Raw genomic sequence first — 26011 nt, forward strand, 5'->3', positions numbered from 1 at the left:
CGCGGCCCCCGCCGCGCCCGCCCAGCCGGCACCGGCCGGTCACCCGCGGTGGCCGAGCGAGACCTCGCGCTGGTCGCCGGGCCGGCTGGGCGCCGGCCTCATGATCCTGTCCCGGTACGTCGAGGTCCACCACGCGCTGCGGCTGATGACCGAGTTCGACGGCGGGGTCGGCTATCTGCTCAAGGACCGGGTGCCGGACCTGGCCCTGTTCGGGTCGCAGATCCGCTCGGTGGCCCGCGGCGACACGGTCATCGGTCCCGAGCTCGTCACCCGGCTGGTCGCGCGGCGCCGGGAGCGAGATCCGCTGCGCGACCTGACCGGCCGGGAGCGGGACGTGCTGCGGCGGCCTGGTCGCCGACGAGCGCGAGCACCGACGGGTCCTCGCCGTACTGACCTTTCTCCACGGCACCGATCACGACTGAGACCATGATGCGGCCCGGGTGACCGCCGCTGAGCCGGACCAGACAAATCATGGAGAGGGAGTACGGGATGGAGAACTGGCTCGCGGATGCGCGGCAGTCCTACGACACCGTGGCGAGGAGCTACGCCGACTTCGTGCGGGGCTATCCCGACGGGCAGATCTATTCGCTGTCGACGTTCGCGCTCTTCGCGGACCTGGTGAACGCCGCCGGCGGCGGACCGGTCGCCGACATCGGATGCGGGCCGGGGCACGTCACCGCCCATCTGCGCGGCCTGGGGCTGGACGCGTTCGGCGTGGACCTTTCGCCGGGGATGATCGACCTGGCCCGCGGCGAGCACCCGGGCGTACGGTTCGAGGTCGGCTCGATGACCGCGCTCGACCTCGAGAACGACTCGCTCGGCGGGATCGTGGCCTGGTACTCGACGATCCACGTGCCGGACGAGGAACTCGGCACGGCGTTCGCACAGTTCCACCGGGTGCTGCGGCCGGGCGCTCCGCTGCTGCTGGGGTTCCACGCGGGCGAGGGGTCCAACCTCAAGACCGAGGGGTACGGCGGGCACCCGATGAAAATCTACGTCCATCGCCGTACGCCCGCGCAGGTCGGCGCCCGCCTCGAGCAGGCAGGCTTCGCGGTGGAGGCGCACACGCTCTGGCTCGACGACCGACACCCGGCCGGCATCGTCGTAGCCCGCCGCCCAGCCACCTGACCGCGGCGAAGCCGCCGCCGCTCCCCCACCCACCCGCCGGATCAAGGTGTCAGTTGGACCAGACCCACCCATGCGCTGTCATTCACCCAGACCTGAACCGCACGTACTCGCCAGACGGCCGCCAATACTCCAGCAGGAGATCCGTTCTGACTTGCGGTGATGGTGTGGCTTATCCGCGGACGGTAAGCAGCCACCGTCGAGTCTCCGAGCCAGGCAGAACCGCAGCGAGCACACCTTCGGCGAATTCCCGGTTCACGTGCCTCTGGATCGGCGTCATCTCTCCTCGCGCCCCTCAATGAAGACCTTTAGCACAGTCCCCGACCCGCGCGACCTGTTGTAGACCGGCCGGCCCGTCACGCGCTCGCGGGACGGAGCGTGATGCTGTCGATCGCGGTGGCGGCGATGCGGTTCAGCGTCGCCGTGTCGACCCCCGCCTTGAGAAGCGCCTCGATACCGCGATGCGTGGCGAGAACAAGCCCGCCGAGCGCCTCGGGGTCGGCGGCCGGATCGACCTGCCCGGCGCGCTGAGCCTGCTCGATCAGCAGACGGCAGCTCTCGAGCAGCGTCTCGTAGGCGGCGAGCGACCGGGCAGCGATGCCCTCGTTCTCCCACGCCAGCTCGGCGGTGGTCTTGGCCAGCAGGCAGCCACGCCGGTCGGGGCCGCCGTCCGGCGCGGTGAGCCAGGCGCGGAGGCGGTCGAGCGCCTGGTCCTCCGGACCGGCCACCCGGGCCGCGGCGTTCTGGTCGGAGCCGGCGCAGTACTCGTCGAAGATGCGCCGGAACAACGCGTCCTTGTCACCGAAGGCGCTGTAGAGGCTGCCCTTGCTGAGCCCGGTCGCGCGGGAGAGATCGTCGACCGAGGTGCCGTGGTAGCCGGTCTCGTTGAACTGCCGGCGCACAGCGATCAGCACGTCGTGCTCATCGAACTTGCGGGGACGCCCCATGCTCTGACGATACGCCGTTCTGAACGTTGGTTCCAAAATAGTTCTGGACGTTCGTTCCAAAACCTGTTTATTCTGAACGCATGTTCAAAACCCTGGTTCCAGCAGACCTCACCGAGTTCACCGGCAAACGCGCGATCGTCACCGGCGGGTCCCGCGGCATCGGCGCGGCCATCGTGCAACGACTGCTCGACGGCGGCGCGAGCGTCGTCACCACCGCGCGCACCGCGACCGACGAGACGCCGAAGGGCGCGACCTTCCTGCCGGGTGACATCAGCACTCTCGCCGGCGTCCAGGCGTTCGCCGAGGCGGCACTGCGCGAACTCGGCGGTGTCGACATCGTGGTCAACAACGCCGGGGCCGCCCGCACCCACCTCGGCGGCATCTCGACGATCCCCGACGAGGAATGGCTCGACGCCCTCGACCTCAACTTCCTGTCCGCCGTACGGGTCACCAACGCGCTGCTGCCGGCACTGCGCGAGGCCGGAGCGGGCGGCGCGATCGTCAACATCTCCTCCGGCGCGGCGATCCTGCCCGGCCCGCCGATGGCGCACTATGCCGCCGCCAAGGCCGCCCTCAACAACTACGGCAAGGCGCTCGCCGCCGAACTCGCCCCGGCCGGGATCCGCGTCACCACGATCGTGCCCGGCAACGTGCTCACCCCGGGCGCCGACGCGGTCCGCCAGACCTTCGCCGACGCGATGGGCGTCGACCTCGCCGCGACCACGGCCGCCGTCCCGCTGGGCCGACCCGGTGACCCCCGCGACATCGCCGAGGCCGTCGCCTACCTCGCGTCGGACCGGGCCCAGTGGATCACCGGAGTGACCCTGAACGTCGACGGCGGCGAACTTCCCGCCATCTAGACACCCTTCGGGGCCAGGTTCGCGGTCTGCTGTGATGCCTCTGGGGCGGGGAAACTCCTTATCCGCTGACGGCCGATGCGGCAAACCTGCGCGGCGATGAGTCTCACCACCGATGACGAAGATGACTCCTGGCACGTCACATTGGACCCGGCGGGCGCGGAAGGTGCTCCGGTGGAAGGGCTGTGGGACTGCGAGACCGACGTCAGACTGTTCGCTGCCGAACATGCGCCGTTGACCGACCGGACCCGTGAACGGCTGCGCCGCCCGGGGTAGGTGCGGCCGGGCCGGAGGTAGGCCGCTGACGACGGCCCACGATCAGCGGGAAGGCTGATTGCACGAGGCCGGGAGCCTGTCTTTTGGCGGATGTCCCGGACAGTACGGTTCGGCAGGATCGCCGCATGACGACAATCGACCACGACGTGCGGCGACGGCACCGGGTCCTGACCGTAGTGGCCTGCGGGGTTCTCCTCGGAGTGGTGGACCTGCTCCTGCAACGCGGCCTGCCGTACCCCTGGGCGAACCTGGCCAACTCCAGCGCCGTCTGGGCGCTCGGCGCGTTCGGCATCGGCTGGTGGCTTCGCGGCGGCTGGTGGCGGTCGGCCCTCGCCGGGATCGTGCTGCTCGTCGTCGCCGTCGAGGCCTACTATCTGGCGGCGGTCGTCGTGCTGAACGACGACGCGCGAACGCTGTGGTCCTCGACGGCAGTGATGTGGTCGTTCTTCGGAGTCCTCGCCGGTGCACTCTTCGGCGCGGCCGGCGGACTGAGTCACGACCGGCGACCGTGGCGGCGGGCGATCGCCGTGGCCATGCCCGGCGCGGTCCTGCTCGCCGAGTCGGCCGTGCTCGTCGACCGCAGCGGCAACCCCGGCGGCGGTCCCCGTTACCGGGCTGACAGCCTGCAGACCGCCGCGATCGAGGCCACCCTCGGCGTCGTACTGATCCTGTTCATCGCGCCGACCCACCGGGTCCGTCTCCAGGCGCTCGCCGCGGCGGCGGCGCTCGCGGCCGTCGGCTTCGCCGGATTCAGCATCGCGGGCTTCGGCAGCTGACCCACCACGAAAGGCGGGCCCGGTGGAAACCGGGCCCGCCTTTCGTCACCTCATCCGATGGATCAGCGGCGCAGGGTCAGCAGACCCGGCCGGTACGGCAGCAGGCCGTAGTCACCACTCGAGTTCGTGGCCCGGCCCTGGTACAGCAGCTGCAGGTTGCACGGGTCGATCGTGTTCGTCTGATCCGCGCTGGTGCGCAGCAGCTCGCCGTGGCTGATGTCGTTGGTCCAGGTGGCACCGCTGTTGGCCTTGCCCGCGAACGGGTTGCTGTAGGTCGTCGCGTTCGGCGTCCAGGTGCCGCCCAGGCTGGTCGCCGTGAACGAGCGGAAGTAACGCTCCCAGGAGCTGGTCCTGGCCTCGATGATCATCAGGTACTGGTTGCGGCCCTGCACCTTGTAGACCTGCGGCGCCTCGAAGATGTTCTCCGAAGTGTCGCTCATGAGCGTCGTGAAGTTCGAACCGAAGCTGCCGGGGAAGTTGCCGATCGGCATGATCTGGCGGTAGATCTTGCCGTTGTCGCCGGCGAAGAACAGGTACATGTTCTGGTCGTCACCGATGATCGTGTGGTCGATCGCGCCGGTGCCGGGGTCGGTGACCTTGGCGGTCGACAGGGTCTGCGGGGCCGACCAGCCGTTGACGTTGGCCGGGTTGGTCGACGTGCGGTAGGAGAACGACGTCGGACCCCACTGGTGGGCGAGGATCCAGATGTTCTTCGGCGCGAAGTAGAACAGCGACGGCGCGACGGCGCCCTGGCTCATGGCGGTCTGGGTGGCCGAGCCGAGCTGGTTGAGGTTGTCTACCGGGCTGAAGCCCATCGAACCCCAGCCGCCGTTGGCCTGACTGCTGTGGGTGGTGGCGTACACCAGCTGCTTGCCCTGGTAGGGGGCGATGGTGAAGTCCTTGAGCGACGCCCAGCCGGACTTCGGCTGTGCCAGCGGGCCGGTCGACGACCAGCGGTAGGACGTCGGCAGGGCGCAGGAGGCCGGCGGGCTCGTCGGCGGCTGCGAGGTCGGCGGCTGCGAGGTGGGCGGGCTCGTCGGGGGCTGCGAGGTCGGGGTGACCGGCGGCGAGGTCGGCGGGGTGGTGGTGGTCGGCTGCCCGGTGCAGGCCACGCCGTTGAGGGCGAAGTCGGTCGGGATCGGGTTGGTGGTGTTCGAGGAGCCGTTGAAGCCGAACGACACCTCGCCGTTGGTGGCGATCGAACCGTTGTAGCTGACGTTCGCGGCCGTGACGGCGGAACCGCTCTGGGTCAGCGCGGTGTTCCACGACTGGGTCACCGCCTGCCCGGCGGCGAATGTCCAGGTCAGAGACCAGCTGCTGACCGCGTCACCGAGGTTCTTGATGGCCACGTTGGCGCCGAATCCACCCTGCCACTGCGAGGCGATGGTGTAGTTGACCGAACATCCCGCGGCGGCGGCACTGGCGGGCAGCGTCACCGCGAGCGCACTCGATCCCAGCAGCACGGCGCCGGCCGAGGCCAGCGCGACATTCGTTCGTCTGGATCTGTTCACAGATTCTCTCCTGAAGGGGGGCGGCTCTCAAGGTCGAGAAATTCTTGTTGTTAACGTTAACAACGGTTACCTGCATGTTACGAGGATGCTGCCCAACTCTCAACGCGAATCGGCAATAAATTTAGATGCATCTATAAATAGGGCGCTGTCTTCGGGCGGTTACCGGAACGGGGTGCGGCCGAGGCCGAACTCGACGTCAGGGTGCGGGACCAGCTCGGCGGCGCCGGTTTCCGGGTCGATCCCGTCGTCGAGCGCGGCCGGGCCGGGCCCGCGGGTACCGCAGCGCCGACGCTGCGGCGATCCGGTCAGCGGCTGAACTTCTCGATCGCCTCGGGGGTCACCGGGGTGAAGAAGTTGACCAGGTTGCCGTCGGGGTCGCGGAAGAGCAGGGCGCGGTTACCCCAGGGCATGGTCGTGGGTTCGTTCACGAAGTCCGCAACCGCGTTCTTCAGCTTCTCGTAGAGCGTGTCCACGTCGTCCACGAGGAACTCGATGATCACGGTGTGGTTGTCGGCCGGGCGGGCCGAGCCGGGCGCGAACAGCGGGACCGTGCGGGTGCTGCCGATCGCCAGCGTGCCGTGGGTGGTGCGCAACTCGGCGAAGTCCTCGTTGCCCCAGGCCGCCTGCACGCCCGTGATGTTCTCGTAGAAGTCGACCAGGCGTTTGATGTCGCCGGTGATGATGCGGATCGAGACGAAGTCCATGTCTTCTCCCTGCTCAGTACGGTCGTGTCGGAGACGAGACCTACGCTAGAACAAATACTGGACAGATCTGGTCCAGTACTCGCAGTAGAGTTCGAGCCGTGGCACGACCGACAGCTCAGGTACTCACGCTGCTGGAGCTCCTGCAGTCCGGCGGCGTCCGGACGATGGCCGAACTCGCCGAGCGCCTGGGTGTCGAACCGCGCACGGTGCGGCGCTACGTGGGTCATTTGGTCGACCTCGAGGTGCCGATCGAGTCGGTGCGGGGTCGCTACGGCGGGTATCGGCTCGCCGCCGGATATCGTCTGCCGCCGCTGATGCTCAGCGACGACGAAGCACTGGCCGTCCTGCTCGGCCTGGTTGCCGGCCGACGCGCCGGGTTGGCGACGGCAACGGGTACGGCGGGCGAGACGGCCGCCGCGAAGATTCGTCGCGTCCTGCCGCCGAGGATCGCGGATCGGCTGGACGCCGTACTCGAATCCCTCGCTTTCACCGCCGAACCCGGCGACTTCCCTGCGCCGCAGACAGGTGTCTTACTCACCGTCGCCGACGCGGTCCGCCATCACCGGCCGATCTCGCTCCGATACACCTCGCGTGACGGCCGGCAGAGCGCTCGCGTGCTGCATCCGTTCGGGCTGGTCAACCATGCCGGCCGGTGGTACGTCACCGGGGCCGATCCGGAGGTCGGCGAGGATCGGACGTTCCGGCTCGACCGGATCGTGGACGCGAGAACACTTCCTGGCTCGTTCGAGCCGCCGCCCGCCGGAAACGATCCCGCCAGGCGCCTTCTCACCTCGATGGCACAAGCGCCGTACCAGCATGCGGTAACGCTGCGGATACGAGGAACACTCGAGCAGATCCGCACCAGGCTACCGGCCGGCCTCGCCGAGGTGCGAGAGGACGAGGACGAAGGCTGGCAGTCCGTGGAGATCCGGGCGGAAAGTCTCGACTGGCTGCCCGCCGTGCTCGCCGCGCTCGACCTGCCGTTCGTCATCGAACGCCCGGCCGAGCTCCGCGACCGTGTCATCGCGCTCGCTGACCGGCTGGCGACTTCAGGACGGACGTTGTCGTAACGCATCCTCGAACACGGGGTCACCGGACTCGATGCGCCGCGCACAGACTCGGCGCGGACGACCCGGCTCCGGACGCACCAGGGTGGGCGACACCCCGGTCGGCGGGTCGGCCTATCGTCGGCCGGTGCCCTCGCCGAAGAAGATAACCGCAGCTCGACAGGTGCGGCAGCAGCTGCACCTGGATCTCGTGCGATCGGAGAAGGCAACCGTCCACCTGACGACATTCGTCGTCTCGGCCGTCTCGACCATCATGATCACCCGCGGCTATCTGGCCCTGACCGGCTACCCGCAGATCGGCGGCGACAGCGGGCTGCACGTCGCCCACGTACTTCCCGGCGGCCTGCTGATGCTCGCCGCGCTGGTGATGGGATTCGCCTTCATCGGCCGCGGACCGCGGCCGGTGGCCGCGCTGGTGGGCGGGGTGGGCTTCGGGCTGTTCCTCGACGAGGTCGGCAAGTTCGTCACCGCCGACAACGACTATTTCTTCGGGCCGGCCCCGGCGATCATGTACGTCGTTTTCGTGTTACTCGTCGTGACGGCCCAGGTCGGGCGCCACCGCCGCCCCCTGAGCGACCGGGAGAAGGTCGCCAACGCCGCCCACGTGCTCGTCGACGGGCTGGCCGGACGGCTGCCGGACAGTCGCCGGCAAGAAGTCCTGCGCACCCTGGACTCGATCAGCGACGTGCGCGGCGCACAGCAACTGCGGGACCTGCTGGCGGACGTGGAACCGCGCGTCTCCCCCCTACCGCAACGCTTCGAGGTGCTCTGGCGGCGGATCGCGGCCGCCCTGGCGCGGGTGGCGTCGTCCCGTTTCGCGGTCACGGTGGTGACGGCGCTGCTGGTTCTGCAGGCGCTCGGAGCCGCCGTCGTCGTCATCTCCCTGTGGCGCGCGAGTGAGTCGTACCGTCTCATCACCGCGGGCACGCTGACCGGAACGGCCGTCTCCGTGGCGTTCATCGGGCTCGGACTGTGGCGGTGGCGGGCCGGCGACGGACGCACCGCCGTGGAATGGCTGCAGCGCTCGGCGCTGAGCAGTCTGCTGATCACGCAGGTGTTCCATTTCGCCGCATCCCCCTTCACCGCGGTCGCCGGCGTCGTCGTCGACCTGCTGCTGCTCGGTCTGGCCAGCAGCATCCTGCGGACGGGATCCACTCGGGCATCCGGTGAGGTGGGAGCGACGGGGTAAGGCCGGCGGGTGGCCGGAAAGGTGGGGTCTACGACATTGCTGTCGGCGCGTGCGGCCAGCAAGCTGAGTCCGTGACGGGCCGCGACGTGTTGATCATAGTCTTCGAGGGTGTGCAGAGCCTCGATGTGACGGGTCCGCTGGAAGTGTTCACCGGCGCCGGCCCGGGGGCCTACCGGGTCGTGACGGCCGGCCCCGACGGGACTCCGGTGCGTACGTCAAGCGGCCTGACCCTGGTTCCCGACCTGGACCTGTCCGCCGCGCCGCCGCCGGACACAGTGGTCGTACCCGGCGGCGAAGGGACCCGCAGCAACGACCCCGCGGTGGTGGACTGGTTGCGGCGGCATGCGCCGCGAACGCGGCGGGTGGCCTCGGTGTGCAGCGGCGCGTTCCTGTTGGCCGAGGCGGGGCTGCTCGCCGGGCGCCGGGCCACCACCCACTGGCGGATGTGCGCCAGTCTGGCGCGGAGATATCAGGACGTCGAGGTGGATCCACAACCCATTTCGTCCGCGACGGGCCGATCGCCACCTCGGCGGGCGTCACGGCCGGCATCGACCTGGCGCTGGCGCTGGTCGAGGAGGACCTCGGGCGGGAGATCGCGTTGGAGATCGCCCGGCATCTGGTGATGTTCCTGCGCCGGCCGGGCAACCAGGCGCAGTTCAGCACCCAGCTGTCGGCGCAGCTGGCGGCGCGGCCGGGACTGCGCGAGGCGCAGCGGTGGATCGCCGACAACCCGCACGCGGATCTCAGCGTGCCGGCTCTCGCCCGGCGGGCGAGCCTGTCGCCGCGCCAGTTCGCGCGGGCCTTCACCGGCGAGGTCGGCCAGACTCCGGGCCGGTACGTCGACGGCGTACGGCTGGAGGCAGCGCGCCGCCTGCTGCACGACGGTGACGACGGGCTGGAGCGCATCGCCGCCCGCTGCGGATATGGACCTGCCCGGAGCGCACGTCGTCTTCGTCGGCGAGCGACCCGGGCCGGTACGCACGGACGTCGGAAGCCTGGCACTGACCGCCGACGCCATGCTGTCCGAGGTGGACAGACCGGACGTGGTCGTGGTGCCCGGCGGGCCCGGACAACGCCACCACATGGGCGACGGTCCGATCCGTGACTGGCTGCGCGCTGTGGACCCCACCAGCGCCTGGACCACCTCGGTCTGCACCGGCTCGCTCCTGCTGGCCGCCGCCGGGCTGCTCACCGGCCGGCGCGCCACCACCCACTGGCTGGCCCATGACCAGCTGGCTCCGCTCGGAGCCGTCCCTGTCGCGCAGCGGGTGGTGACCGACGGCAAGTACATCACCGCCGCCGGCGTGTCCGCCGGACTCGATATGGCGTTCACCCTGGCCGGCCGCATCGCCGGCGACGCGGTCGCCCAGGCCGTGCAGCTGGCTCACGAGTACGACCCCCAGCCGCTCTACCAGGCCGGCTCACCGGAGCGGGCACCCCGCGAGGTGCTCGCCGCGGTCCGTAGCCTCAAGGACTTCATCCTGACCCGGAGCTGAGGGCAGTGGGGGACGGCCGGCTCGATCAGGTCGCCGGTCCGGCAGTCGGGTGTCCTAGGCGGGTGCGAGGCCGGTAGCGAACTCGATCAGCCCGGCCCATTGGTCGGCCAGGCTCGCCTCAGCCGTGCCGACCGGATCCTTGAAGAAGAAGCCCAGCTCGCCGAGCGGACCGACGCGGCCGGCGTGCTGTGCCGCCGCGGTGAGCCGGGCGAGGTCGAGCACGAGCGGAGCGGCCAGCGCGGAGTCGCAGCCGTGCCAGGTCAACTCCATCCGCATCCGGGTGCCGAGGAACCCGGAAAAGCTGATCAGATCCCACGCGGTCTTGAAGTCGCCGAGTTCCTCGACGAAGTCGATGCGGGTCACGCCCTGCGGCCGGTAGCCGAGAACACTCTCGAGGACCTTGCTCTTGCTCTGGGTCTTGGCCGCGTTGGCCCCCGGTTCGGCGAGGCGGGCGCCGTCGCCCCCGCCCAGCAGATTCGTCCCCGACCAGCTGTTCACCCGGAGGTTCCGCTGGGCGAACATGGGTGCGAGTGCGGAGCGGACCAGCGTTTCGCCGGTCTTGCCATCGCTTCCGGCATACGGGACGCGGCGTTCCCGCGCCAGGCTGTCGAGGGCGGGCAGCCGGGCGCCGGTGGACGGGGTGAAGTCGACGAAGGAGCATCCCGCTTCGAACGCCGCGTAGGCGATCAGGCTGCTCGGTGGGAGGACCTCACCGCTCTGCCGCAGGGCGGCACGCAAGGTGTCCAGGTCGTCGTGCGCCGGATCGCCGGGAGCTTGCGGTTCGGTGCTGGCGACGTTGACGACCACCAGCTCGTCGAGGGCACGCCGGTTCCGGAACTCCGTCAGGTCGGCCATCACCGCCTCGGCGATGTCCGCCTGGGTGGCGCCACCGGGCAGCGGCCGGATGTCGGTCTCCACCTCGGCGATCTCGGCGCTCATCGCCGATACCAGATCTGCCGGGACGACTCCGGCGGCACCGAGTTCTTCAGCGCGTTTCTGCAGGGGCGTGTCCACGATGTCGTGGCCGCCGACGACGAGCGCGTCCAGCGGTGGAATGCCGGCCTCTCGGAAGTGGGGCAGTTCGGTGACACAGCCGATGGTTTCGGCCAGCCCCGCTCGCAGGGCGGAAAGTCCGACGATCGCGGTGACCCCGACCGAGCCGCGGGCACCGACAAGCCACACTCCAGTACGCATACCAGCTCCCTAAATCGTTTCCGCACACAGACAGGTTGCGACAAGCTCCGCAGCGCTCAGGCGTCGTCCGGCCGGACCGCGGCGCGCGGCACGAACGCGGGATCGTCGCGCCAGCCGAAGCCGGTAAGCAGCAGACCGGGTCGCCGAAGTTGCACGGCGGCCACCGCCTCACCCCAGTCCGCCGACCAGTCGAGCAGGGCGGCCAGGACGGCATAGCCGGTCTCCTCGCGCGTCGGGCCGCGCCGCCTGTCGACCGACTGAATCGCCAGGATGCCCGCGGCTACGCCCGCGGCCAGCAGGCCGCCTCGGCGCCGGGTCGTCGGGAGCGTCTTGGCCAAGGCGTACGTTGCGGCGACCGCCACGATCGGATTCACCTTCCAGCGGCGTAGTTCCGGGTATCTGGCACCGAGCCAGGAGCCCGACCGGCCGTACGTGTAAAGGCGACGCAGCACCGGCGAGAAGGAGCTCGAGTTGCCCGCGTCGTGCAGGACGACCGCCTCCGGATCGCAGACGATCCGATAGCCGGCCCGGACCAGGCGGAGGCAGAAATCGACGTCCTCGCCGGCGACCACGGTCAAACCGTCCTCGGGGAAGCCGCCGACCGCATTCCAGGCCTCCTTGCGCACTGCCAGATTGCTGGTGGTCGCCCAGCCGACCGACTCGAACTCGAGCGGCATGTCGAAGGCGTTGTTCAGTCGCCGTGACCGGCGGGCCACCTCGAACATCCGGCCGGCGCCGGCGATCAGACGGGTCGGCCCGGCCACCGCCACCACCTGATCCGGCGCCGACCGCAGCGTCTTGTAGTGATGGTTGAACAGGCCGTCGGTCACCTGACAGTCCGAGTCGACGAACAGCAGCATGCCGTGGTCGGCGTGCCGGGCGCCGACGTTGCGCTTGGCCCCCACGTGCCGTGGCCCGCGTAGGTAGCGGGCGCCGAGCCGGTCACAGTTCATCGCGTGCTGCCGGGCCGCGTCGGGCGCGGAATCGTCCACGACGATGACCTCGATCGGGAAAGGGTGATCCGCGGCCGTCCGCCGGATGCTCTCCAGCAACCGGCGGAGCTCGGTCACCCGGTCCTTGACCGGGACAATGACGGAGAGACCCGGGACATCGCCGGCGTACTTTTCCGTGGGATCAGCTCTGGGTGTCATCGACAACCTCCACATCTCGGGGCTGGGTGGGCAGACCTGTGGGCGCAACAGATCGATCAACCCATCGCGGAAGGTCTTCGACACGCTGGCCGGGATCGGCGAGAAACGCATCGATCGTCGCCGAGAATCCGTGTGCCGCCTCGCTGACCAATTCAGCCGGATAGAACGCGGGACAATAGACGAAGTTGCCGGTGAGTTCGGTCTGGTCGAGGATGAATCCGGGTTCGCCGCGCTTCGCCCATTTGCGCATCTCCCCCGGACAGGCCGATAGGTGCCCGGCCCAGGCGGCGCGCGAGCCGCGGGGGGCCGCCCGGCTCGTCCCGTCGTTCTCCGGCGACGCGGCGCCGGCCATTTCCCCATTGGCGGCGGTGGCCTGGAACCACGCGTCGTAGAGATTGAGAAACGGCCACGGGCGTACCGCATCGAAGTCCGGATTCACCGCACGCGCGATCTCGGTGAACGAGGCGGCATGCCGCATCGCACCGGTCATCTCCTGGTGTACCCGGCGAGCCACCTCGGCGAGCGTGTCCTGCGGCGAGATCTCGGTGGCCAGGTACAGGTTGGTGGTGAATTGACCGACGACCTGCTCCGAGCCCGGTAACCGCCGGCCGTGCGTGGTCGTACCCACCACGACGCGCTCCCACCCGGTCCAGCCGGCCAACCAAAGCTTGTAGCAGGCCAGCAGCAGGATGAACCGGGTGGTGCGCTTCCGCGCGGCCAGCTTCGCCAGTCCGTCCGTCGCCGCCCGGCTGAACGACACCGGGACCGAGGCCCGCTCCGAGAGGTCGGCCCCCGGAGGCGGCGCCTGCGGCGGGAACGGGAAGCCGTCAGCCGGCGGCGACAACCGGCTCCGCCAGAACTCGGCGCGGGCCGTGCGCACGTCCTCCCTCGGCTCCTGGAGTGCGGCGATCTGCTCGAACCCGGTGCGGAGCGGGGGCAGAGCCGGGCCGGCGCCGACCCGGTGGCGGTACGCCTGGGCGAGCTCGTTCAGCAGCAGGTTGACCGACCAGCCATCGGCGATCAGATGGCACAGGCACACCCCGATGGCGTGCCTGTCAGACGCCAGGCGGACCACTGTGATCGTCCAGAGCGGCCCCTTGCGCAGATCGAACTCCCGTCTCCAGACGCCGTCGCCGATCGCCGTCAGACGCTCGATCCGGGACGGCTCGGCTTCGTCGGCGAGATCCCACCACCCGACGGTCACCGGAAGGTCCGGGACGAACCGGATCGTCGGGGCCGCGCCGAGGTCGACCATGACCATGCGCAGCGAATCCTGCCGGGCCACCACATCGTCGACGGCCCGTTGGAACAGCCCGGCGTCGATTCGCACCGGCCATTCCGTCCAGGACATGACGTTCACCCCGGACGCGCCCGGGTCCTCGGGGCTGTAGGACCAGGCGAACTCGTAGATCGTCTCCTGGCTGGGCGCGAGCGACCGCACCGAGGGGGCACCCGGCCCGCCGGCCAGGGCGATTCGATCGATCTTCCGGTTGGCGTTCAGGGGAAAGACCTCCAGATGCTGGAAATCACCGGGCACCACCCCGGGCGGCAGCAGCCGGTGGAGATGGGCGGACAACTCCATCGGCGGAATCGGTGTCCCGGTGTAGAAGGCCGTGAGCGCGGTGGAACCGTCGGCGTCGCGGGCGACGGTGACCGCGTCCTGCACGGCGGGATGAGCACGTACGGCGGCATCGATCTCGGCCAGCTCGACGCGCCGCCCCTTCACTTGGACCTGCGCGTCGTCCCGACCGAGGTAGGCCAGCACGTCACCGGCGATCCGGCGGACCCGATCGCCGGTGCGATACCACCGACGGTCGCCGTACTCCAGGAACCGGTCGCGGTCGTCGGCCGGTTCGAGATAGCCCGGCGTCATCTGCGGCCCGGTGACGCACAGCTCGCCCTCGCCGACGGCCGGCTGCCCGGCGGCGTCGAGCAGCAGCGTTTCGTGCCCGTCGTGCACCGCACCGATCGGCACCACGCCGTTGACCGAGGAATCCGGAACGGCGCCCCGATCGATCCGATGGCTGCAGATGGTCACGGTCAGTTCGGTGGGCCCGTACAGGTTCTCCACCACCGTATTGGGCGCGGCGACCTGCCAGTCGGCGACGTCGGTGGCGAGGAGCGCCTCGCCGGCGAAGAAGCTCCACCGCAGGCCCGGCAGCGCACCTGCGCGCAGCGCACCGAGCCGTCGCAGGAACGCGATCGAGGAGGGTGTGGAGAACCACACGCTGATCGCCCGCTCGGCGGCGAACCGCGCCAGGTCACGGTAGGCGGACGGCGGCACCGGCAGGACGGCGGCGCCGGCACCCCAGGCGCAGAACAGGTCGAAGATGGCGCAGTCGAAGTTGAGCTCCATCGTTTGCGCGAACGCGTCCCCGGCGTGGAAGTCGTAGCGCTCGTCCAGCAGCCGGAAGTAGTGCCGGAACGCGGAATAGGGCAGCGGCACCCCCTTCGGCCGCCCGGTCGACCCGGAGGTGAAGAGCACGTACGCGGTGGCGTCACCGGTCACCGGCAGGGGCTGGTCGAGGTCGTCGGAACGGCACAGTCCCGTGTCCGGCGTCAGGACGGGCAGGTCCAGACCGGTCTCCGCCAGCTTGGCCAGGCCCTGGGCGTCGGCCAGGACCGCTCCGGCCCTCGCCGCCTCCAGCATCTGACGGGCCCGGGCGGCCGGCCAGTCGGGTTGCAGCGGCACCACAGTCGCACCCGCGTAATGCGCCGCCAGCACACCGAGATAGCCCTCGACGCCGCGGCCGGCCAGGACCGCCACGGCGGCCGGGCGGCCGCCGGCCCGGGCGACCAGACCGCCCGCCCACCGCAATGCCAGCCGATCCGCCTGCTCGTAGGTCAATGTCCGGCCGGCTACGCACAGGGCGGGATTCAGCGGTGCTACCTGCAGACCCCGCCGGAATCGAGTGACGAACACGTTGTCGTCCGATGTGCTCACCGAGCATCCTCCTCAACCGCGGAGCGCGCCGGGACGGGCTACGGATCGCGGACACAGCGGATTGTGGTGGCCGCCGGTGGGACGCACAAGGATCCGGGTGATCGCCGACCGGCACGGGTGTTCAACTGCCCGACGTGGCCACTTGAACGCGGTGAGCCGGAGGTCCGGCGGCGGCTAGGCTCGGCTCGATTCCGGTGCGTGGCCGGTTCGTCCACGGGAGGACTACGCGCATGACCTTGTCACCGCCCGAGGCTGAGACGCACCACCCCGATGCTCGAGAGGTGTTCCGGCAGGTCCGGCGGCATCTGCAACCGGGCCTGGGGGTCGCGGGCCGGCTCGCCGGCGGCGGCGCCGTCGAGATGCGGGCCGCGGGAGCGCGGATCCGGCTGTCCGACGGCAGGGACGTGCTGGACTTCGGCTCGTACGCCGTGACGCTGCTGGGCCACCGGCATCCCGCTGTCGTCGCCGCGGTCCGTGCGCAGCTCGACGCGATGACGGTGTCGTCACGCATCCTGCTCAACCCGTCGACCGCGGCCGCGGCCGCGGCACTGGCGCACTATCTGGGCGACCGCCTGCCCCGGGTCTACTTCGGACTGAACGGCTCCGACGCCGTGGAGGCCGCGATCAAGCTGGCCCGGCTGGCCAGTGGGCGCGGCCGGGTGCTCGCCGTGACCGGCGGCTTCCACGGGAAGTCGATGGGGGCCCTGGCGGTGACCCACAACCCTCGCTATCGAGCCGGTCTGGAGCATCTGCTCCCGGGCGTGACGCATGTGTCGCCGGACGACCCCGGCGCGGTCGCCCGCGAGATCGCCGCCGGTGACGTGGCCGCCCTGATCTTCGAGCCCCTCCAGGGCGAGAACGGTGTTCAGCCGTTGCCGGCGGCGGTTCTCGCGGAGTGGACCGGAACGGCCCGCGAGAACGGCGTATTCGTCATCGCCGACGAGATTCAGACCGGGTTGCGCCGTTGCGGCTCACCCTCGTCGGCGCTCGCGGCCGGATTGCCGGTGAACGCGGTCCTCCTCGGTAAGCCGCTGGGGGGCGGCGTGACGGCGATTTCCGCGGTCGTCTGCGACGACGAGTTGTACGCGCCCCTGGCCACCGACCCGATGATGCACACCGCGACCTTCGCGGGTAATCCACTGGCCTGCGCGGCCGTGCCGGCGGCCCTGGCCGCCATCGAGGAGCTCGCGGACCGCGGAGCGGAGATCGCGGCCGTCATGGCGGCCGGTCTCGCCCGGTTGACCGACCGGCACGGCGACGTCGTCCGCGCGGTACGCGGCCAAGGGCTGCTCTGGGGCATCGAGCTGGCCTCGGGGAGCGTGACCGGCGAGGTGATGACCGGTCTGGCCCGCGCCGGTCTGCTCGTGTCACCGTGCCTCGGGCGCCCGGAAGTCCTGCGTCTGCTTCCGCCGCTGGTGGCCACGGACACCGATCTCGCCGATGCGTTGGCTCTGGTCGATCGGGCTCTCGCCGATGTGCCGGCGAAGGCGGGGGCCTGACCGATGCCGCAGGCGGGAAAGGCCGTCCGCTCCCTGATCGTCGAACGCATCCGTCTGCTCCGCCTGCTGGGCCGCTCGTCGTCCGGTGCGACGCTCGGCCTGTGCGCGGTCCACCTCTTGGCGGCGGTCACCCCACCACTGACCGCATACGCCGCGAGTCTGGTCGTCGAGGCGATGAACGCGCCACGCCCGGCCCTCGTGCCCTGTGTCGTGCTGGGGGTGTTGCTCCTGGTGGGTGAGATCAGCGACCAGGGCCGGGAAGGGCTCGCGCACGTCGTGGCGATGCGGGTCGAGGCCTCGGTGCGGTCGGCGGTGCGGCGGCTCGCGCTGGCCCCCGACGGCATCGGCCACCTGGAGAACTCCGACTTCGCCGATGACGCCATGCGCAGCGCCGACCGCGACTCGGCGCTCGGCCGCAGCCGCTCGCTCGGCAGTGCGGCGACCGGGCAGCTCACCATTATGTTCCGCGTGCTGTCCGCGCTGGCCTCGACGGCTCTGTTGGCGGCCTATTTCCCGGTCCTCGCGGTCGCGCTGCTGGTGGTGGCGCTCTTCATCCGCTCGGTGATCCGCAGGCAGTGGACCGCGCTGGCCAAGTCGCTCGACGCGCGCGCCCAGGACCAGCGGATGGTCTACTACCTCTCCGAGCTGGCGGTCCGCGGCGCCGCCGAGATCCGCGTCTTCGGGCTCGGCGACTGGCTCGCCGGCCGCTTCCGCGGCGCCGCCTTCGCCTCGGCCGCGCCGACCTGGCGGCGAATGTGGCCGGTGCTCCGGCGGCAATGGTGGACCGTGCTGGTGCTGGCCGTATGTGCCGTGGCCGCGCTGGCCGTGCCGGCGTCCGCCGCACTCGCCGGTACGCTTCCGGCCGACCGCCTCGTGGCCTGTCTGCTCCTCGCCGTAAGCCTTTTCGCGATCACCGCGATGGGCCAGGAGGCCTTCGACATCGAGTACGGCCTGCACGCGATGCGGGCGCTCGACCGGCTCACCGATCGGTTCGGGACAGCGGCCGCTGTCGGCGTGGTTCCCCGGCCGACGGGGTCGGCTCCGCCGCTGATCCGCTTCGAGAACGTCGGCTTCACCTACCCCGGTGCCGACCGGCCGGTCTTCGCCGGGCTGACACTGACTCTGCGGCCGGGCGAAACGGTCGCGCTCGTCGGCGAGAACGGGGCCGGTAAGACCACATTGGTGAAGCTGCTGTGCGGTCTGTACCGGCCCACCGTGGGACGGATCACGGTGGATGGCCAAGATCTCGCCACCATGGATCCACACGCCTGGCGGGCGCGAATCGGCGTCCTCTTCCAGGACTTCATCCGTTATCCGTCAACCCTGCGGGACAACATCGCGTTGTCCGCACCCGGGCAACAGGACGACGACGCGGTCCGCGCCGCGCTGCGGGCCGCCGGCGGCGACGACCGCGATCCGGCATTCCCGGCGGGCCTCGACACCCGCCTCTGGGCCGAGGGGGCCGATGGCGTGGATCTGTCCGGCGGACAGTGGCAGCAGGTCGCCATCGCCCGGTTGCTGTACGCCCGGCAGGCCGGACGCCACCTGTTGGTGCTCGACGAACCGACCGCGCATCTCGACATGTCCGCGGAGGCCGACTTCTACCGACGCGTGATCCGGTCGGTCTCCGGGACGACCGCGATCCTGGTGTCCCACCGGCTCTCCACCGTCCGTCACGCCGACCGCATCGTGCTGCTACGGGACGGCCAGGTCGCCGAGCGCGGCACCCACAGCGAACTGCTGACGCTCGACGGCGGTTACGCGCGTTTCTTCCGACTCCAGGCCGAACCGTTCCAGGAGGAGCACCGGTGAACCGGCAGTGGCGCTTGTTGGTCCACATGATCCGTCTGTCCCTGCGAGCGGATCGCCGGACCACCGTCACCGCCGCGGCGCTGCTCCTCGCCCGGTCGTCGATCGTCGCGTTGACCGGCCTGAGCCAGCGCTGGCTGGTCGACAGCTCGGCGGCGGGCAACCGGAACGGCGTCGTCGCAGCCGTGGCCCTGGGTGCGTTCGCCTTCGCCCTGGGTGGGGCGGGCTCGCGGGTGCAGACCAACATGCTGCTCTACCTGACCACGCGGGTCACCATCGCCGTCACCACGGAGATCCAGCAGCTGAGCTCCGGCGTGCCGACCATCACTCACCTGAGCCGCCCGGAACAACTGGATCGGCTGGAACGGCTGCGCCGATCCGGCAACGCGCTCGCGTGGCTGCCGTGGACCGCGCTAGGTGCGGTCGCCGCCGGCGCGAGCGTGGTGGTCAGCGTCGTCCTGCTGGCCTCGGTACATCCGCTGCTGACCGCCCTGACCCTGCTGGCCCTGCCACCGCTGCTGGCCGGTCGCCGGGCCACCGCGGCATTGAGCCGGGCGCAGGACGAATGCACCGAGTTGCACCGGCAGGAACAGCTGCTGCACGAGCTGTGCACCCGTCCCGGCTCGGCCAAGGAGCTGTTCGTCACCGGCGGGGGCGCCGAACTCAACCGACGGGCGGACGAACTGTGGGAACGATCGGTCGTCCGGCAACGGAACGCCCAGGCCACAGCGGTCGGCTGGCAGAGCGTCGGCTGGGCGGTGTTCACGGCGAGCATCGTCGCGGCGCTGTTGCTCGTAGCGGAGTTGTCCAGCCGGGGTCAGGCGAGCCTCGGCGACGCGGTGCTGGTCTTCTCCCTCACCGTGCAACTCCAGTCACAGATCCGCTTCGCGCTCGAGGACGTCGGCCGGCTGGCGGAGAACGGCCGGTTGACCGACCACTACTGGTGGCTGCGAGGCTATGCGCGCGATCAGCGGCGGGGCGGGGCGCAGCCGCCGGCGGCCCTCGCCGAGGGCATCGTCCTGGACGACCTTCGGTTCCGTTATCCCGGTGCGCCCGGTGACACGCTGCGCGGCGTGGACCTCCGGATCCCACCGGGCACCACGGTTGCGCTGGTGGGTGACAACGGCGCCGGCAAGAGCACCCTGGTCAAACTGCTCGCCGGTCTGCACGAGCCCACCGGCGGGGAGATCCGGGTGGACGGCCGGCCGCTGCGGGAGTACGACCCACGCGGCTGGCAGTCCCGGGTTTCCGGGGTGATGCAGGACTTCACCAGCTTCCTCCTCCCGGTGTACGTCGGTATCGGGGTCGGCGACCTGCCCCGCCTGCACGACGCGGCGGCGGTCGAGCGGGCGGCCGTCGACGCGGGCGCCGACCGGTTCGTAGCCGCGATGCCGCAGGGGTTCCGCACCCGGCTGGGCCGCGCCTTCGGCGGTGTGGACCCGTCAATCGGCCAGTGGCAACGGCTCGCCCTCGCCCGTGGACTGATGCGCCGTTCGCCGCTGCTCCTGGTTCTCGACGAGCCGACCGCGGCGCTCGACCCACAGGCCGAATTCGATCTCTTCCGCCGGTTCGTCCGGCAGGTCGAGGCGGCTCGGGCGGGCGGCTCGGTGACCCTGCTCGTCTCGCACCGGCTGACCACCGTACGGCTGGCGGATCTGATCGTCGTTCTGCACGACGGCGCCGTGGCCGAGGTCGGTGACCACCGCGAACTGATGGCCGCCGGCGGCCGGTACGCCGCCATGTTCCAACTGCAGAAGAAGGCCTTCGCCGGGAAATCCGACGTCATCGGGAACGGGGATCGGGAACGTGTCGAATAGCGCGTGGCAGCGACTGGCGCCCCCTACGGCCGACCGGCGGCCGTCCGCCGATTCCGGCCTGACCGAGATTCTCGAGGCGCTGGACGGCTACCTGGCCGAGCCGGGCACGACCGCTTCGCTCGCCGCGGCCGAGACCGCCGGTGAGTACCCACGCGAAGTGCTGACGGGAATGCGCCGGCACGGCCTGGCGGAGCTGTTCGTACCGGACCGTGCGACCAGTCCGCATCTCGGCCTTCTCAACGTGCTCACCGCCCGGCGAAGCGGCAGTCTGGCGATCACTGTGGGGGTCAACGCCCTGGCCCTGCTCCCGGTCTATCTGGGTGGATCACCGGAGCAATGCGAGCAGGTGACGCGCCGCCTGCGTGCGGGCCGATCCGCGGCGATGCTGCTGACCGAGCTCGCGCACGGCTCGAACCTCCTTCGCAACGAGGCGAGCGCGGCCGTGACCGACGACGGCTACCGGCTGATCGGTGAGAAGCATCTGATCAACGGTGGCACCGAGCACGAAATGCTGGTCACGTTCATGCGAACCCGGCGGTCACCGGCCGACCGGCCGATGGAGGTCCTGCGCGACTTCAGCGTGTTCCTGGTCGACCGGGACGCGACGACCCCGGCCCTGCCGCGCTGGCGCACGGTACCGGCACGGTCGGCGGACATCTCCGGCGTCCGGTTCGAGAACACCGCGGTCCCGCGCACGGCGCTGGTCGGGCGCGAGGGCGACGGCTTCTCGGTGATCCAGAAATCGCTCCGGATGTCGCACGCCGGCATCGCGGCCCTGGCCTCGGGCGCGGTCTCGGGGGCGCTGGAGCTGGCCGTGTCACACGCCCGGACCCGCGACGTCTACGGTCAGCCGATCGCCGGGCTAGGCGCCATCGCGGACCATTGCGCCCGGATGGCCGCGCTGGACGTGGTGGTGGCCGCCCTGGCGATCAAGGCGAGCCTGCTGGCCGGTGCGATGGGACCGGCCGCGGCGTACTTCTCGGCCGCGGCCAAGTACGCGTGCTGCCGGTTCGCCGAGGAGGCGGTTTCCGAGGGCCGGCAGGTCCTGGGCGCGCGAGCGTTGCTCGACGACTCCGGGTATTCCCGGTTCGTCCGCGACATCCTGCTGTACGGCGTGTTCGACGGCACCAGCCACGTCATGCTGGAGGACCTGAGCTGGTACCCGCCGCGTTTCGCCGCTGCGGGAGAGGCCCGTCCGGGTACCTTCGAGCAGCTCCGCTCGAGCTACACCGCCGAGCCGCAACCCATCCGGTCGCAGGCCGCCCGGCCTTGGCGCCCCTACGCCCCGGCCCTGAGCGCCCGATGCGGCGATCTGGTGCGATTGACGGCGGACCCGATGGCGGCGCGCGTCGCCGACCTGGTGGCCTCGTTCGACACGGTGGTGCGTGCGGCCCGGTCCAGCGGAGCTTGGACCGCCGGTCAGGCCATGCGGTTCGAGGTGACCGGGGTGCTGGCCGAATTGGAGGCACTGCTCGCCACGGCGGAGCTGACCCTGGCCGGCGCGCGCCGGGAATTCGGCCTCGGACCGGTGGCCGAGCCGGACGAGGACGCGGCCCGATACGCGATCTCCTGGCTGGGCGACCGGCTGGCCGATCGGCTGTCCCGGCTGGCCATCGAGGCCACCGACACCGTGGACCCGGCCACCGCATGCCGTGACCGGGTACGCGCACGGGTATCCGCCTAGTGGCGTGAGTCGTTGATGCGGAACGGGTTCCCCGCATCGACCTAGCGAGGCAGGTAACCCAGGCGCAGCTGGGAGACGACCGACCACAGCCGATCAGGCGTGGCGAACGTCTCCTGGGCGACCAGTTCGTCGGCGAGCCGGATCTCGTAGGTCTCCTCGATCTGGATCAGAAGCTCGACCAGGCCGAGCGAGTCCAGTCCCGCCGCGACCAGGTCGAGATCCGCGGTGACTGGGTTCCGTTCCGGCAGCAACGGCAGGAACTGCCGGAGCAGCTCCTCGAATGCGCTATCCCAGGAACTCACGACACCCGACCTCCGTCTCGGAGAGCATCAGCCGGCGGGCACCGGCCACGTCCGTCCCGTCCAGGACCACCTCGACCGGCATCGGCCGGCCGAGGAAGGCCACGAGTCCTGCGGTCAACCCGTAGGCACCGGTGTTCGGGATGGCCAGAACATCGCCGACAGCCGGCTCGGTGAGCTCGACCCGCCGGTTCAGAATGTCCAGCGGTGTACACAGCGGACCGACCAACACACCCTCCTGACCACCGGGTTCGTGCCGCTCCGGCTGAGCGCGCGGCGGCAGCAGACGCCCCAGGCCGGACATCCCGCCCAGGGCGTTCACCCCGGCGTCGCAGACGATGTAGCGCTGCCCACCGGTGGTCTTGACGTCCATCACGGTGGTCAGCAACACGCCCGCCTCGGCCACCAGATGGCGACCGGACTCCACGGCGACAGCCGGCTCACCGGACCGCCACCCGGGCAGATGCGCGTCGAGGGCCGCGGCGAGGCCGGCGCGCAGGTCCGGGTAAGCCGTACGGGCTCCCGGTACGGCGAAGGGAGCGGCGAACCCGCCGCCGATGTCGACCACCTCGGGCACCGCTGCGGTGTTGCGGGCGACGGCGGCCACGACGGCCGCGTTACCGGAGAGCTCGGTCAGCAGGGCCGGGCCGTCGGCAACGTTGCTCGCCGAATAGAGGTGGAAGCCCGCGAAACGCAGCCGGCCGGCCGCCGTCAGCATCGGCTCCCCCGCTTCCAGCTGCTCGACCGCGACCCCGAACTGCGACGGGGCGCCGGCCATCCGGAGCCCGGCCGGGGCCTGCGCACCGGCCGGGTTGAGCCGCACCAGATGCCGTACATCGGTCGCCTCCGTGCGGTCGGTGAGCCGGAGCAGTCGATCGTGCTCGGTCCGCGACTCGACGGAGAAGAGCCGCACGCCGGCCCGGAGCGCCGCGACCAGTTCCTCCTCGGTCTTGCCGGGCCCGGTGTACAGACTCCGGCCGGTGGTACCGGTGGTCGCGGCCACCGCCAGCTCACCGATGGAACTGATCTCCAGGTCGAACCCGGCCGAGACCAGGGCCGCGGCCAGGAGCGGGTGGGGGTTGGCCTTGACCGAGTAATAGGCGCGGACGGCGGGCGGAAGAGCGGCGCGCAGAGCGGCGGCAGCCGTCCGGACCGCATCGAGCCGATAGACGTAAGCCGGAGTGCCGTATTCCCGGGCGATGTCGGTCAGCGTGCCGCTGAGCCGGGTACCGGCGCTCATCGAACGGACTGCCGTCCGGCCAGACCGGCCTTGTCCACCTTGCCGTTGGGGGTGGTCGGCAGTTCCGGCAGCACGACGCACCGGTCCGGCATCTTGGCGCGCTCCAACCGGGCCAGGACACCGGCGAGAACCTGTTCCGGCTCGACCTGGCCGGCAACCCAGACGACGAACTCGCCGTCGTCGTTCGGGCGGCGGACCGCCGCGGCCCGGACACCGGGGACGTCCAGCGCCGCCGCCTCGATCTCTTGCACGCTGGTCCGGACCCCTTTGCGCTTGAAGATGTCGTCGCGCCGGCCGGCGAAGTACAGCCGTCCGTCCCGATCCACGTGCCCGTAGTCGCCGGTGCGCAACACGGGGTCGGCCGGCGAAGCTCCGGCGAACGGCCGGGCCGCCAGGGCGGCTCGGTCCCAATAGCCGGCCATCACGTGCGGGCCGCGAACCCAGATCTCACCCACGGTGCCGGCCGGGACAGGCTGCCCCTCGTCGTCCACGACCGTGACCTCGGTGCCGTCCAGCGGCCGGCCGACGGTGCCGGGATGATCGAGGTCCTCGTCCGGCTCCGCCACGGTGATCCGCTTGCACTCGGTCATGCCGTACATCGGTACGACCGCCGCCCGCGGGAACGTCTTGCGCAACCCGGCGGCGAGCCCGCCCGTGAGCGCGGCCCCGGTATTCGTGATCATGCGTACCGACGTCGGCCGGGTGTCGCGGGCCGACAGCCGCAACAGAATCTCCGCCACGGTCGGCACGATCGGCAGAACGGTCGTCCCGGTAGCCCGGATCTCGGACAGCAACCGAACCTCGGCGAGGCCCGGCCGAGTTTCCAACCTCGCGCCCGCCCGGGCACAAAGGAACAACTGATAAAGCCCGTAGTCGAAGGAGACCGGCGACCGGTTGAAGACGACGTCCTCAGCGGTGTAGCGCAGCCGGGCGGCGATCGCCGCGACGACGAACCGGATCTGGTCGTGCCTGGACACCACGGCTCGGGGCATCGCCGTGCTGCCCGAGGTGTACATCAACAGGGCGACGCCCGACGACGCCGGCCGGGGAAGATCCGCGTCGGCCACGGCCGCGCCGGACAGCTGTTCGCCGGGCGGCAGGCAAAGCACCGGCGGCCGGGACCGGCCCCGCATCACCGGGACGTCGTCGGTGCCGGTCACCAGAAGCGCCGGCGCCGCATCCTCGACGATCCATTCCAGCAGGTACGGGTTCAGCGCCGGGTTCATCGGTACGACCGCCGCCCCGAGCCGCAACGCTCCGAAGAGCAGCGCGGCGAAGTTCACATCGCCGGGCAGGCGAAGAACCACCCGGTCGCCGGGCCGAACGCCGCTGCGATGCAGCCGGCCGGCCGCGATCCGGCTCAGATTTTCGAGTTCGGCGTAGCTCAACCGGCGCGAACCGTCGGAGATCGCCGCCGCCCCAGGCCATCGCCGGGCCGCGTCGTCCAGCAGGTCCGGTACGAGCGGGCCGGTCATGCCGCACCGACCGGCTCGGTCAGCAGGCGGACAGGCAGGGTGGACGGAATCTCCTCGCCCTCGTGACGCACGAGCGGAACACCGAGGTCTCCGATGCGGGCCACCAGCGGACCGATGGACCGATGCGGTGGCCAGCGGTCGCCGTCCAGCACCCCCCACACCACCATCTGCCGGATCAGGACCGGGTCCACCGGAAGCCACCGATCGCCGACCAGCAGTTCGGCCCAGTAGTGCTCGACCCCGAACGGAGGAGCCACCACGCAGCCGAACGACGCCCGTGCCCGCAGCCCGAGTTTGCGGGCCTCCTCGACAACCAGGATCGCCGTCCCGGCGCAGTCGGCCAATCCGCTGTCCCGTACGAACGACAGGTCCCGCCGGATCTCCTCGCGGAGCAGCATGAAATCGAGCTCACCCACGGCGGCCAGCGGGGCCCGCATCCGGTCGGGAAGTTCGGGCCAGTCGATCTCCGGAACGATCTCGACGGTGACGTCGGGCATCGTCTCCCCCGCCGGCACGTCCCGCGCCACCACCTCCCCACCGGGCAGCGTCAGCAGGTAGTGGCACACCGGTCCGTGTCCCGGGTCCGGGCAGCGCATCTGATACTTCATCTCGTACCGCGTGCTGGTCCCCGCGTCGACGCGGTCCATGGCGATCGGCCAGAACCGCCGGGCGGAACGGGCGAGCGGCCCCTGCCCGAGTTGCATGGCACTGTTGGCCAGGTCGTAGCGGTCATAGAGCAGTCCGTCCTCGGCGGTCCGGCGGGGCAGCCCGAGCTCGGTCAGACAGCTCAGAAGCTCGGGCCGCAGCCGCAGCCGCGTCCAGGCCCAGTGTGGCGTCCGGTCGAGAATCCGGACCCGATCGGGGATCCGGCGCAATTTCTCGACCAGGTGGGCGAGTTCGTCCCAGGTGGTGCCGGGCGGCACGCCACGCGGAAGATCATCCGTCGTCATC

23 protein-coding genes and 1 pseudogene are annotated in these 26011 nt (G+C 70.6%); 14 read left to right on the plus strand and 10 right to left on the minus strand.

Annotated features, from left to right (window positions below; genetic code table 11):
• Positions 1-100 precede the first annotated feature (100 nt).
• Complete coding sequence (locus Afe05nite_RS25260) at positions 101-430, plus strand: transcriptional regulator (RefSeq protein WP_203819677.1); 330 nt, start codon at positions 101-103, stop codon at positions 428-430.
• Between the two features lie 59 nt (positions 431-489).
• Positions 490-1128 (plus strand): class I SAM-dependent DNA methyltransferase, encoded by a 639-nt coding sequence (locus tag Afe05nite_RS25265; RefSeq protein WP_239118178.1) that lies wholly within the window; start codon positions 490-492, stop codon positions 1126-1128.
• A 353-nt stretch (positions 1129-1481) separates the two neighbouring features.
• Here Afe05nite_RS25265 and Afe05nite_RS25270 read toward each other — a convergent pair whose 3' ends face one another.
• Complete coding sequence (locus tag Afe05nite_RS25270) at positions 1482-2072, minus strand: TetR/AcrR family transcriptional regulator (protein ID WP_203819679.1); 591 nt, start codon at positions 2070-2072, stop codon at positions 1482-1484.
• Between the two features lie 80 nt (positions 2073-2152).
• On the opposite strand from Afe05nite_RS25270, the gene Afe05nite_RS25275 reads away from it, so the two are divergent.
• The 3 genes from Afe05nite_RS25275 to Afe05nite_RS25285 all read left to right on the plus strand — a co-directional run bounded on the left by Afe05nite_RS25275 (position 2153) and on the right by Afe05nite_RS25285 (position 3981).
• A complete protein-coding gene (locus Afe05nite_RS25275; protein ID WP_203819680.1) occupies positions 2153-2932 on the plus strand; it encodes an oxidoreductase in 780 nt (259 codons plus the stop codon).
• A 96-nt stretch (positions 2933-3028) separates the two neighbouring features.
• Positions 3029-3205, plus strand: coding sequence for a hypothetical protein (locus Afe05nite_RS25280; protein WP_203819681.1), 177 nt, complete (start codon positions 3029-3031; stop codon positions 3203-3205).
• A gap of 125 nt (positions 3206-3330) precedes the next feature.
• Positions 3331-3981: a DUF6518 family protein gene (locus tag Afe05nite_RS25285; RefSeq protein WP_203819682.1), complete on the plus strand. Its 651-nt coding sequence runs from the start codon at positions 3331-3333 to the stop codon at positions 3979-3981.
• Between the two features lie 62 nt (positions 3982-4043).
• Here Afe05nite_RS25285 and Afe05nite_RS25290 read toward each other — a convergent pair whose 3' ends face one another.
• Both Afe05nite_RS25290 and Afe05nite_RS25295 read right to left on the minus strand, forming a co-directional pair.
• Positions 4044-5492, minus strand: a complete 1449-nt coding sequence (locus Afe05nite_RS25290; protein ID WP_203819683.1) for a non-reducing end alpha-L-arabinofuranosidase family hydrolase — start codon at positions 5490-5492, stop codon at positions 4044-4046.
• A gap of 305 nt (positions 5493-5797) precedes the next feature.
• Positions 5798-6196: a VOC family protein gene (locus Afe05nite_RS25295; protein WP_203819684.1), complete on the minus strand. Its 399-nt coding sequence runs from the start codon at positions 6194-6196 to the stop codon at positions 5798-5800.
• Between the two features lie 98 nt (positions 6197-6294).
• Between Afe05nite_RS25295 and Afe05nite_RS25300 the strand changes: the two genes are divergently transcribed.
• The 5 genes and pseudogenes from Afe05nite_RS25300 (at position 6295) to Afe05nite_RS25315 (ending at position 9948) form a co-directional block, all read left to right on the plus strand.
• Positions 6295-7266 carry a helix-turn-helix transcriptional regulator gene (locus Afe05nite_RS25300; protein WP_203819685.1) on the plus strand — a complete coding sequence of 324 codons (972 nt, stop codon included), beginning with the start codon at positions 6295-6297 and terminating at the stop codon, positions 7264-7266.
• 124 nt (positions 7267-7390) lie between these two features.
• Positions 7391-8452: a hypothetical protein gene (locus Afe05nite_RS25305; protein ID WP_203819686.1), complete on the plus strand. Its 1062-nt coding sequence runs from the start codon at positions 7391-7393 to the stop codon at positions 8450-8452.
• Between the two features lie 143 nt (positions 8453-8595).
• Positions 8596-9075: a DJ-1/PfpI family protein gene (locus Afe05nite_RS44965; RefSeq protein WP_369077027.1), complete on the plus strand. Its 480-nt coding sequence runs from the start codon at positions 8596-8598 to the stop codon at positions 9073-9075.
• Positions 9075-9359: pseudogene (locus tag Afe05nite_RS44970) on the plus strand (helix-turn-helix domain-containing protein); the annotation flags it as partial. The gene Afe05nite_RS44965 and the pseudogene Afe05nite_RS44970, both read left to right, overlap by 1 nt.
• Positions 9360-9375: 16 nt before the next feature.
• The gene (locus tag Afe05nite_RS25315) at positions 9376-9948 is read left to right on the plus strand and encodes a DJ-1/PfpI family protein (RefSeq protein WP_203819688.1); all 573 of its coding nucleotides are present in this window, start codon (positions 9376-9378) and stop codon (positions 9946-9948) included.
• Positions 9949-10002: 54 nt separating this feature from the next.
• On the opposite strand, the gene Afe05nite_RS25320 is transcribed toward Afe05nite_RS25315, so the two are convergent.
• From Afe05nite_RS25320 to Afe05nite_RS25330, 3 genes are read right to left on the minus strand one after another with little or no spacing between them, the layout of a single operon-like run.
• A complete protein-coding gene (locus Afe05nite_RS25320; protein ID WP_203819689.1) occupies positions 10003-11142 on the minus strand; it encodes an inositol-3-phosphate synthase in 1140 nt (379 codons plus the stop codon).
• Positions 11143-11198: 56 nt separating this feature from the next.
• Complete coding sequence (locus tag Afe05nite_RS25325) at positions 11199-12293, minus strand: glycosyltransferase family 2 protein (protein ID WP_203819690.1); 1095 nt, start codon at positions 12291-12293, stop codon at positions 11199-11201.
• Positions 12277-15237: an AMP-binding protein gene (locus Afe05nite_RS25330; RefSeq protein WP_203819691.1), complete on the minus strand. Its 2961-nt coding sequence runs from the start codon at positions 15235-15237 to the stop codon at positions 12277-12279. The genes Afe05nite_RS25325 and Afe05nite_RS25330 overlap by 17 nt, the downstream gene beginning before the upstream one ends.
• A 230-nt stretch (positions 15238-15467) precedes the next feature.
• On the opposite strand from Afe05nite_RS25330, the gene Afe05nite_RS25335 reads away from it, so the two are divergent.
• The 4 genes from Afe05nite_RS25335 to Afe05nite_RS25350 are packed head-to-tail and all read left to right on the plus strand — an operon-like array spanning position 15468 to position 22046.
• The gene (locus Afe05nite_RS25335; RefSeq protein WP_203819692.1) at positions 15468-16736 is read left to right on the plus strand and encodes an aspartate aminotransferase family protein; all 1269 of its coding nucleotides are present in this window, start codon (positions 15468-15470) and stop codon (positions 16734-16736) included.
• A 3-nt stretch (positions 16737-16739) separates the two neighbouring features.
• Positions 16740-18548 carry an ABC transporter ATP-binding protein gene (locus Afe05nite_RS25340; RefSeq protein WP_203819693.1) on the plus strand — a complete coding sequence of 603 codons (1809 nt, stop codon included), beginning with the start codon at positions 16740-16742 and terminating at the stop codon, positions 18546-18548.
• The gene (locus tag Afe05nite_RS25345; protein WP_203819694.1) at positions 18545-20362 is read left to right on the plus strand and encodes an ATP-binding cassette domain-containing protein; all 1818 of its coding nucleotides are present in this window, start codon (positions 18545-18547) and stop codon (positions 20360-20362) included. Before Afe05nite_RS25340 ends, Afe05nite_RS25345 begins: the two co-directional genes overlap by 4 nt.
• Positions 20352-22046, plus strand: coding sequence for an acyl-CoA dehydrogenase family protein (locus tag Afe05nite_RS25350; RefSeq protein ID WP_203819695.1), 1695 nt, complete (start codon positions 20352-20354; stop codon positions 22044-22046). Before Afe05nite_RS25345 ends, Afe05nite_RS25350 begins: the two co-directional genes overlap by 11 nt.
• A gap of 41 nt (positions 22047-22087) precedes the next feature.
• Here the strand turns inward: Afe05nite_RS25350 and Afe05nite_RS25355 are convergent, their stop codons facing one another.
• The 4 genes from Afe05nite_RS25355 to Afe05nite_RS25370 are packed head-to-tail and all read right to left on the minus strand — an operon-like array spanning position 22088 to position 26010.
• Positions 22088-22348: a phosphopantetheine-binding protein gene (locus Afe05nite_RS25355; RefSeq protein WP_203819696.1), complete on the minus strand. Its 261-nt coding sequence runs from the start codon at positions 22346-22348 to the stop codon at positions 22088-22090.
• Positions 22332-23585: a type III PLP-dependent enzyme domain-containing protein gene (locus Afe05nite_RS25360; RefSeq protein ID WP_203819697.1), complete on the minus strand. Its 1254-nt coding sequence runs from the start codon at positions 23583-23585 to the stop codon at positions 22332-22334. Before Afe05nite_RS25360 ends, Afe05nite_RS25355 begins: the two co-directional genes overlap by 17 nt.
• Positions 23582-25060, minus strand: coding sequence for a class I adenylate-forming enzyme family protein (locus tag Afe05nite_RS25365; RefSeq protein WP_203819698.1), 1479 nt, complete (start codon positions 25058-25060; stop codon positions 23582-23584). The genes Afe05nite_RS25360 and Afe05nite_RS25365 overlap by 4 nt, the downstream gene beginning before the upstream one ends.
• A complete protein-coding gene (locus Afe05nite_RS25370; protein WP_203819699.1) occupies positions 25057-26010 on the minus strand; it encodes a transglutaminase-like domain-containing protein in 954 nt (317 codons plus the stop codon). The genes Afe05nite_RS25365 and Afe05nite_RS25370 overlap by 4 nt, the downstream gene beginning before the upstream one ends.
• Position 26011 lies beyond the last annotated feature (1 nt).

This window comes from Paractinoplanes ferrugineus (genome assembly GCF_016862195.1).
Taxonomy (GTDB): Bacteria; Actinomycetota; Actinomycetes; order Mycobacteriales; family Micromonosporaceae; genus Actinoplanes; species Actinoplanes ferrugineus.

Excerpts from the sequence above, each read along its gene's own strand:
- Afe05nite_RS25280 (WP_203819681.1), top strand. The coding sequence starts at position 3,029 with ATGAGTCTCACCACCGATGACGAAGATGACTCCTGGCACGTCACATTG.
- Afe05nite_RS25370 (WP_203819699.1), bottom strand. The coding sequence starts at position 26,010 with ATGACGACGGATGATCTTCCGCGTGGCGTGCCGCCCGGCACCACCTGG.
- Afe05nite_RS25260 (WP_203819677.1), top strand. The coding sequence starts at position 101 with ATGATCCTGTCCCGGTACGTCGAGGTCCACCACGCGCTGCGGCTGATG.
- Afe05nite_RS25315 (WP_203819688.1), top strand. The coding sequence starts at position 9,376 with ATGGACCTGCCCGGAGCGCACGTCGTCTTCGTCGGCGAGCGACCCGGG.
- Afe05nite_RS25320 (WP_203819689.1), bottom strand. The coding sequence starts at position 11,142 with ATGCGTACTGGAGTGTGGCTTGTCGGTGCCCGCGGCTCGGTCGGGGTC.
- Afe05nite_RS25325 (WP_203819690.1), bottom strand. The coding sequence starts at position 12,293 with ATGACACCCAGAGCTGATCCCACGGAAAAGTACGCCGGCGATGTCCCG.
- Afe05nite_RS25265 (WP_239118178.1), top strand. The coding sequence starts at position 490 with ATGGAGAACTGGCTCGCGGATGCGCGGCAGTCCTACGACACCGTGGCG.
- Afe05nite_RS25340 (WP_203819693.1), top strand. The coding sequence starts at position 16,740 with ATGCCGCAGGCGGGAAAGGCCGTCCGCTCCCTGATCGTCGAACGCATC.
- Afe05nite_RS25335 (WP_203819692.1), top strand. The coding sequence starts at position 15,468 with ATGACCTTGTCACCGCCCGAGGCTGAGACGCACCACCCCGATGCTCGA.
- Afe05nite_RS25365 (WP_203819698.1), bottom strand. The coding sequence starts at position 25,060 with ATGACCGGCCCGCTCGTACCGGACCTGCTGGACGACGCGGCCCGGCGA.
- Afe05nite_RS25295 (WP_203819684.1), bottom strand. The coding sequence starts at position 6,196 with ATGGACTTCGTCTCGATCCGCATCATCACCGGCGACATCAAACGCCTG.
- Afe05nite_RS25285 (WP_203819682.1), top strand. The coding sequence starts at position 3,331 with ATGACGACAATCGACCACGACGTGCGGCGACGGCACCGGGTCCTGACC.
- Afe05nite_RS25270 (WP_203819679.1), bottom strand. The coding sequence starts at position 2,072 with ATGGGGCGTCCCCGCAAGTTCGATGAGCACGACGTGCTGATCGCTGTG.
- Afe05nite_RS25360 (WP_203819697.1), bottom strand. The coding sequence starts at position 23,585 with ATGAGCGCCGGTACCCGGCTCAGCGGCACGCTGACCGACATCGCCCGG.
- Afe05nite_RS25275 (WP_203819680.1), top strand. The coding sequence starts at position 2,153 with ATGTTCAAAACCCTGGTTCCAGCAGACCTCACCGAGTTCACCGGCAAA.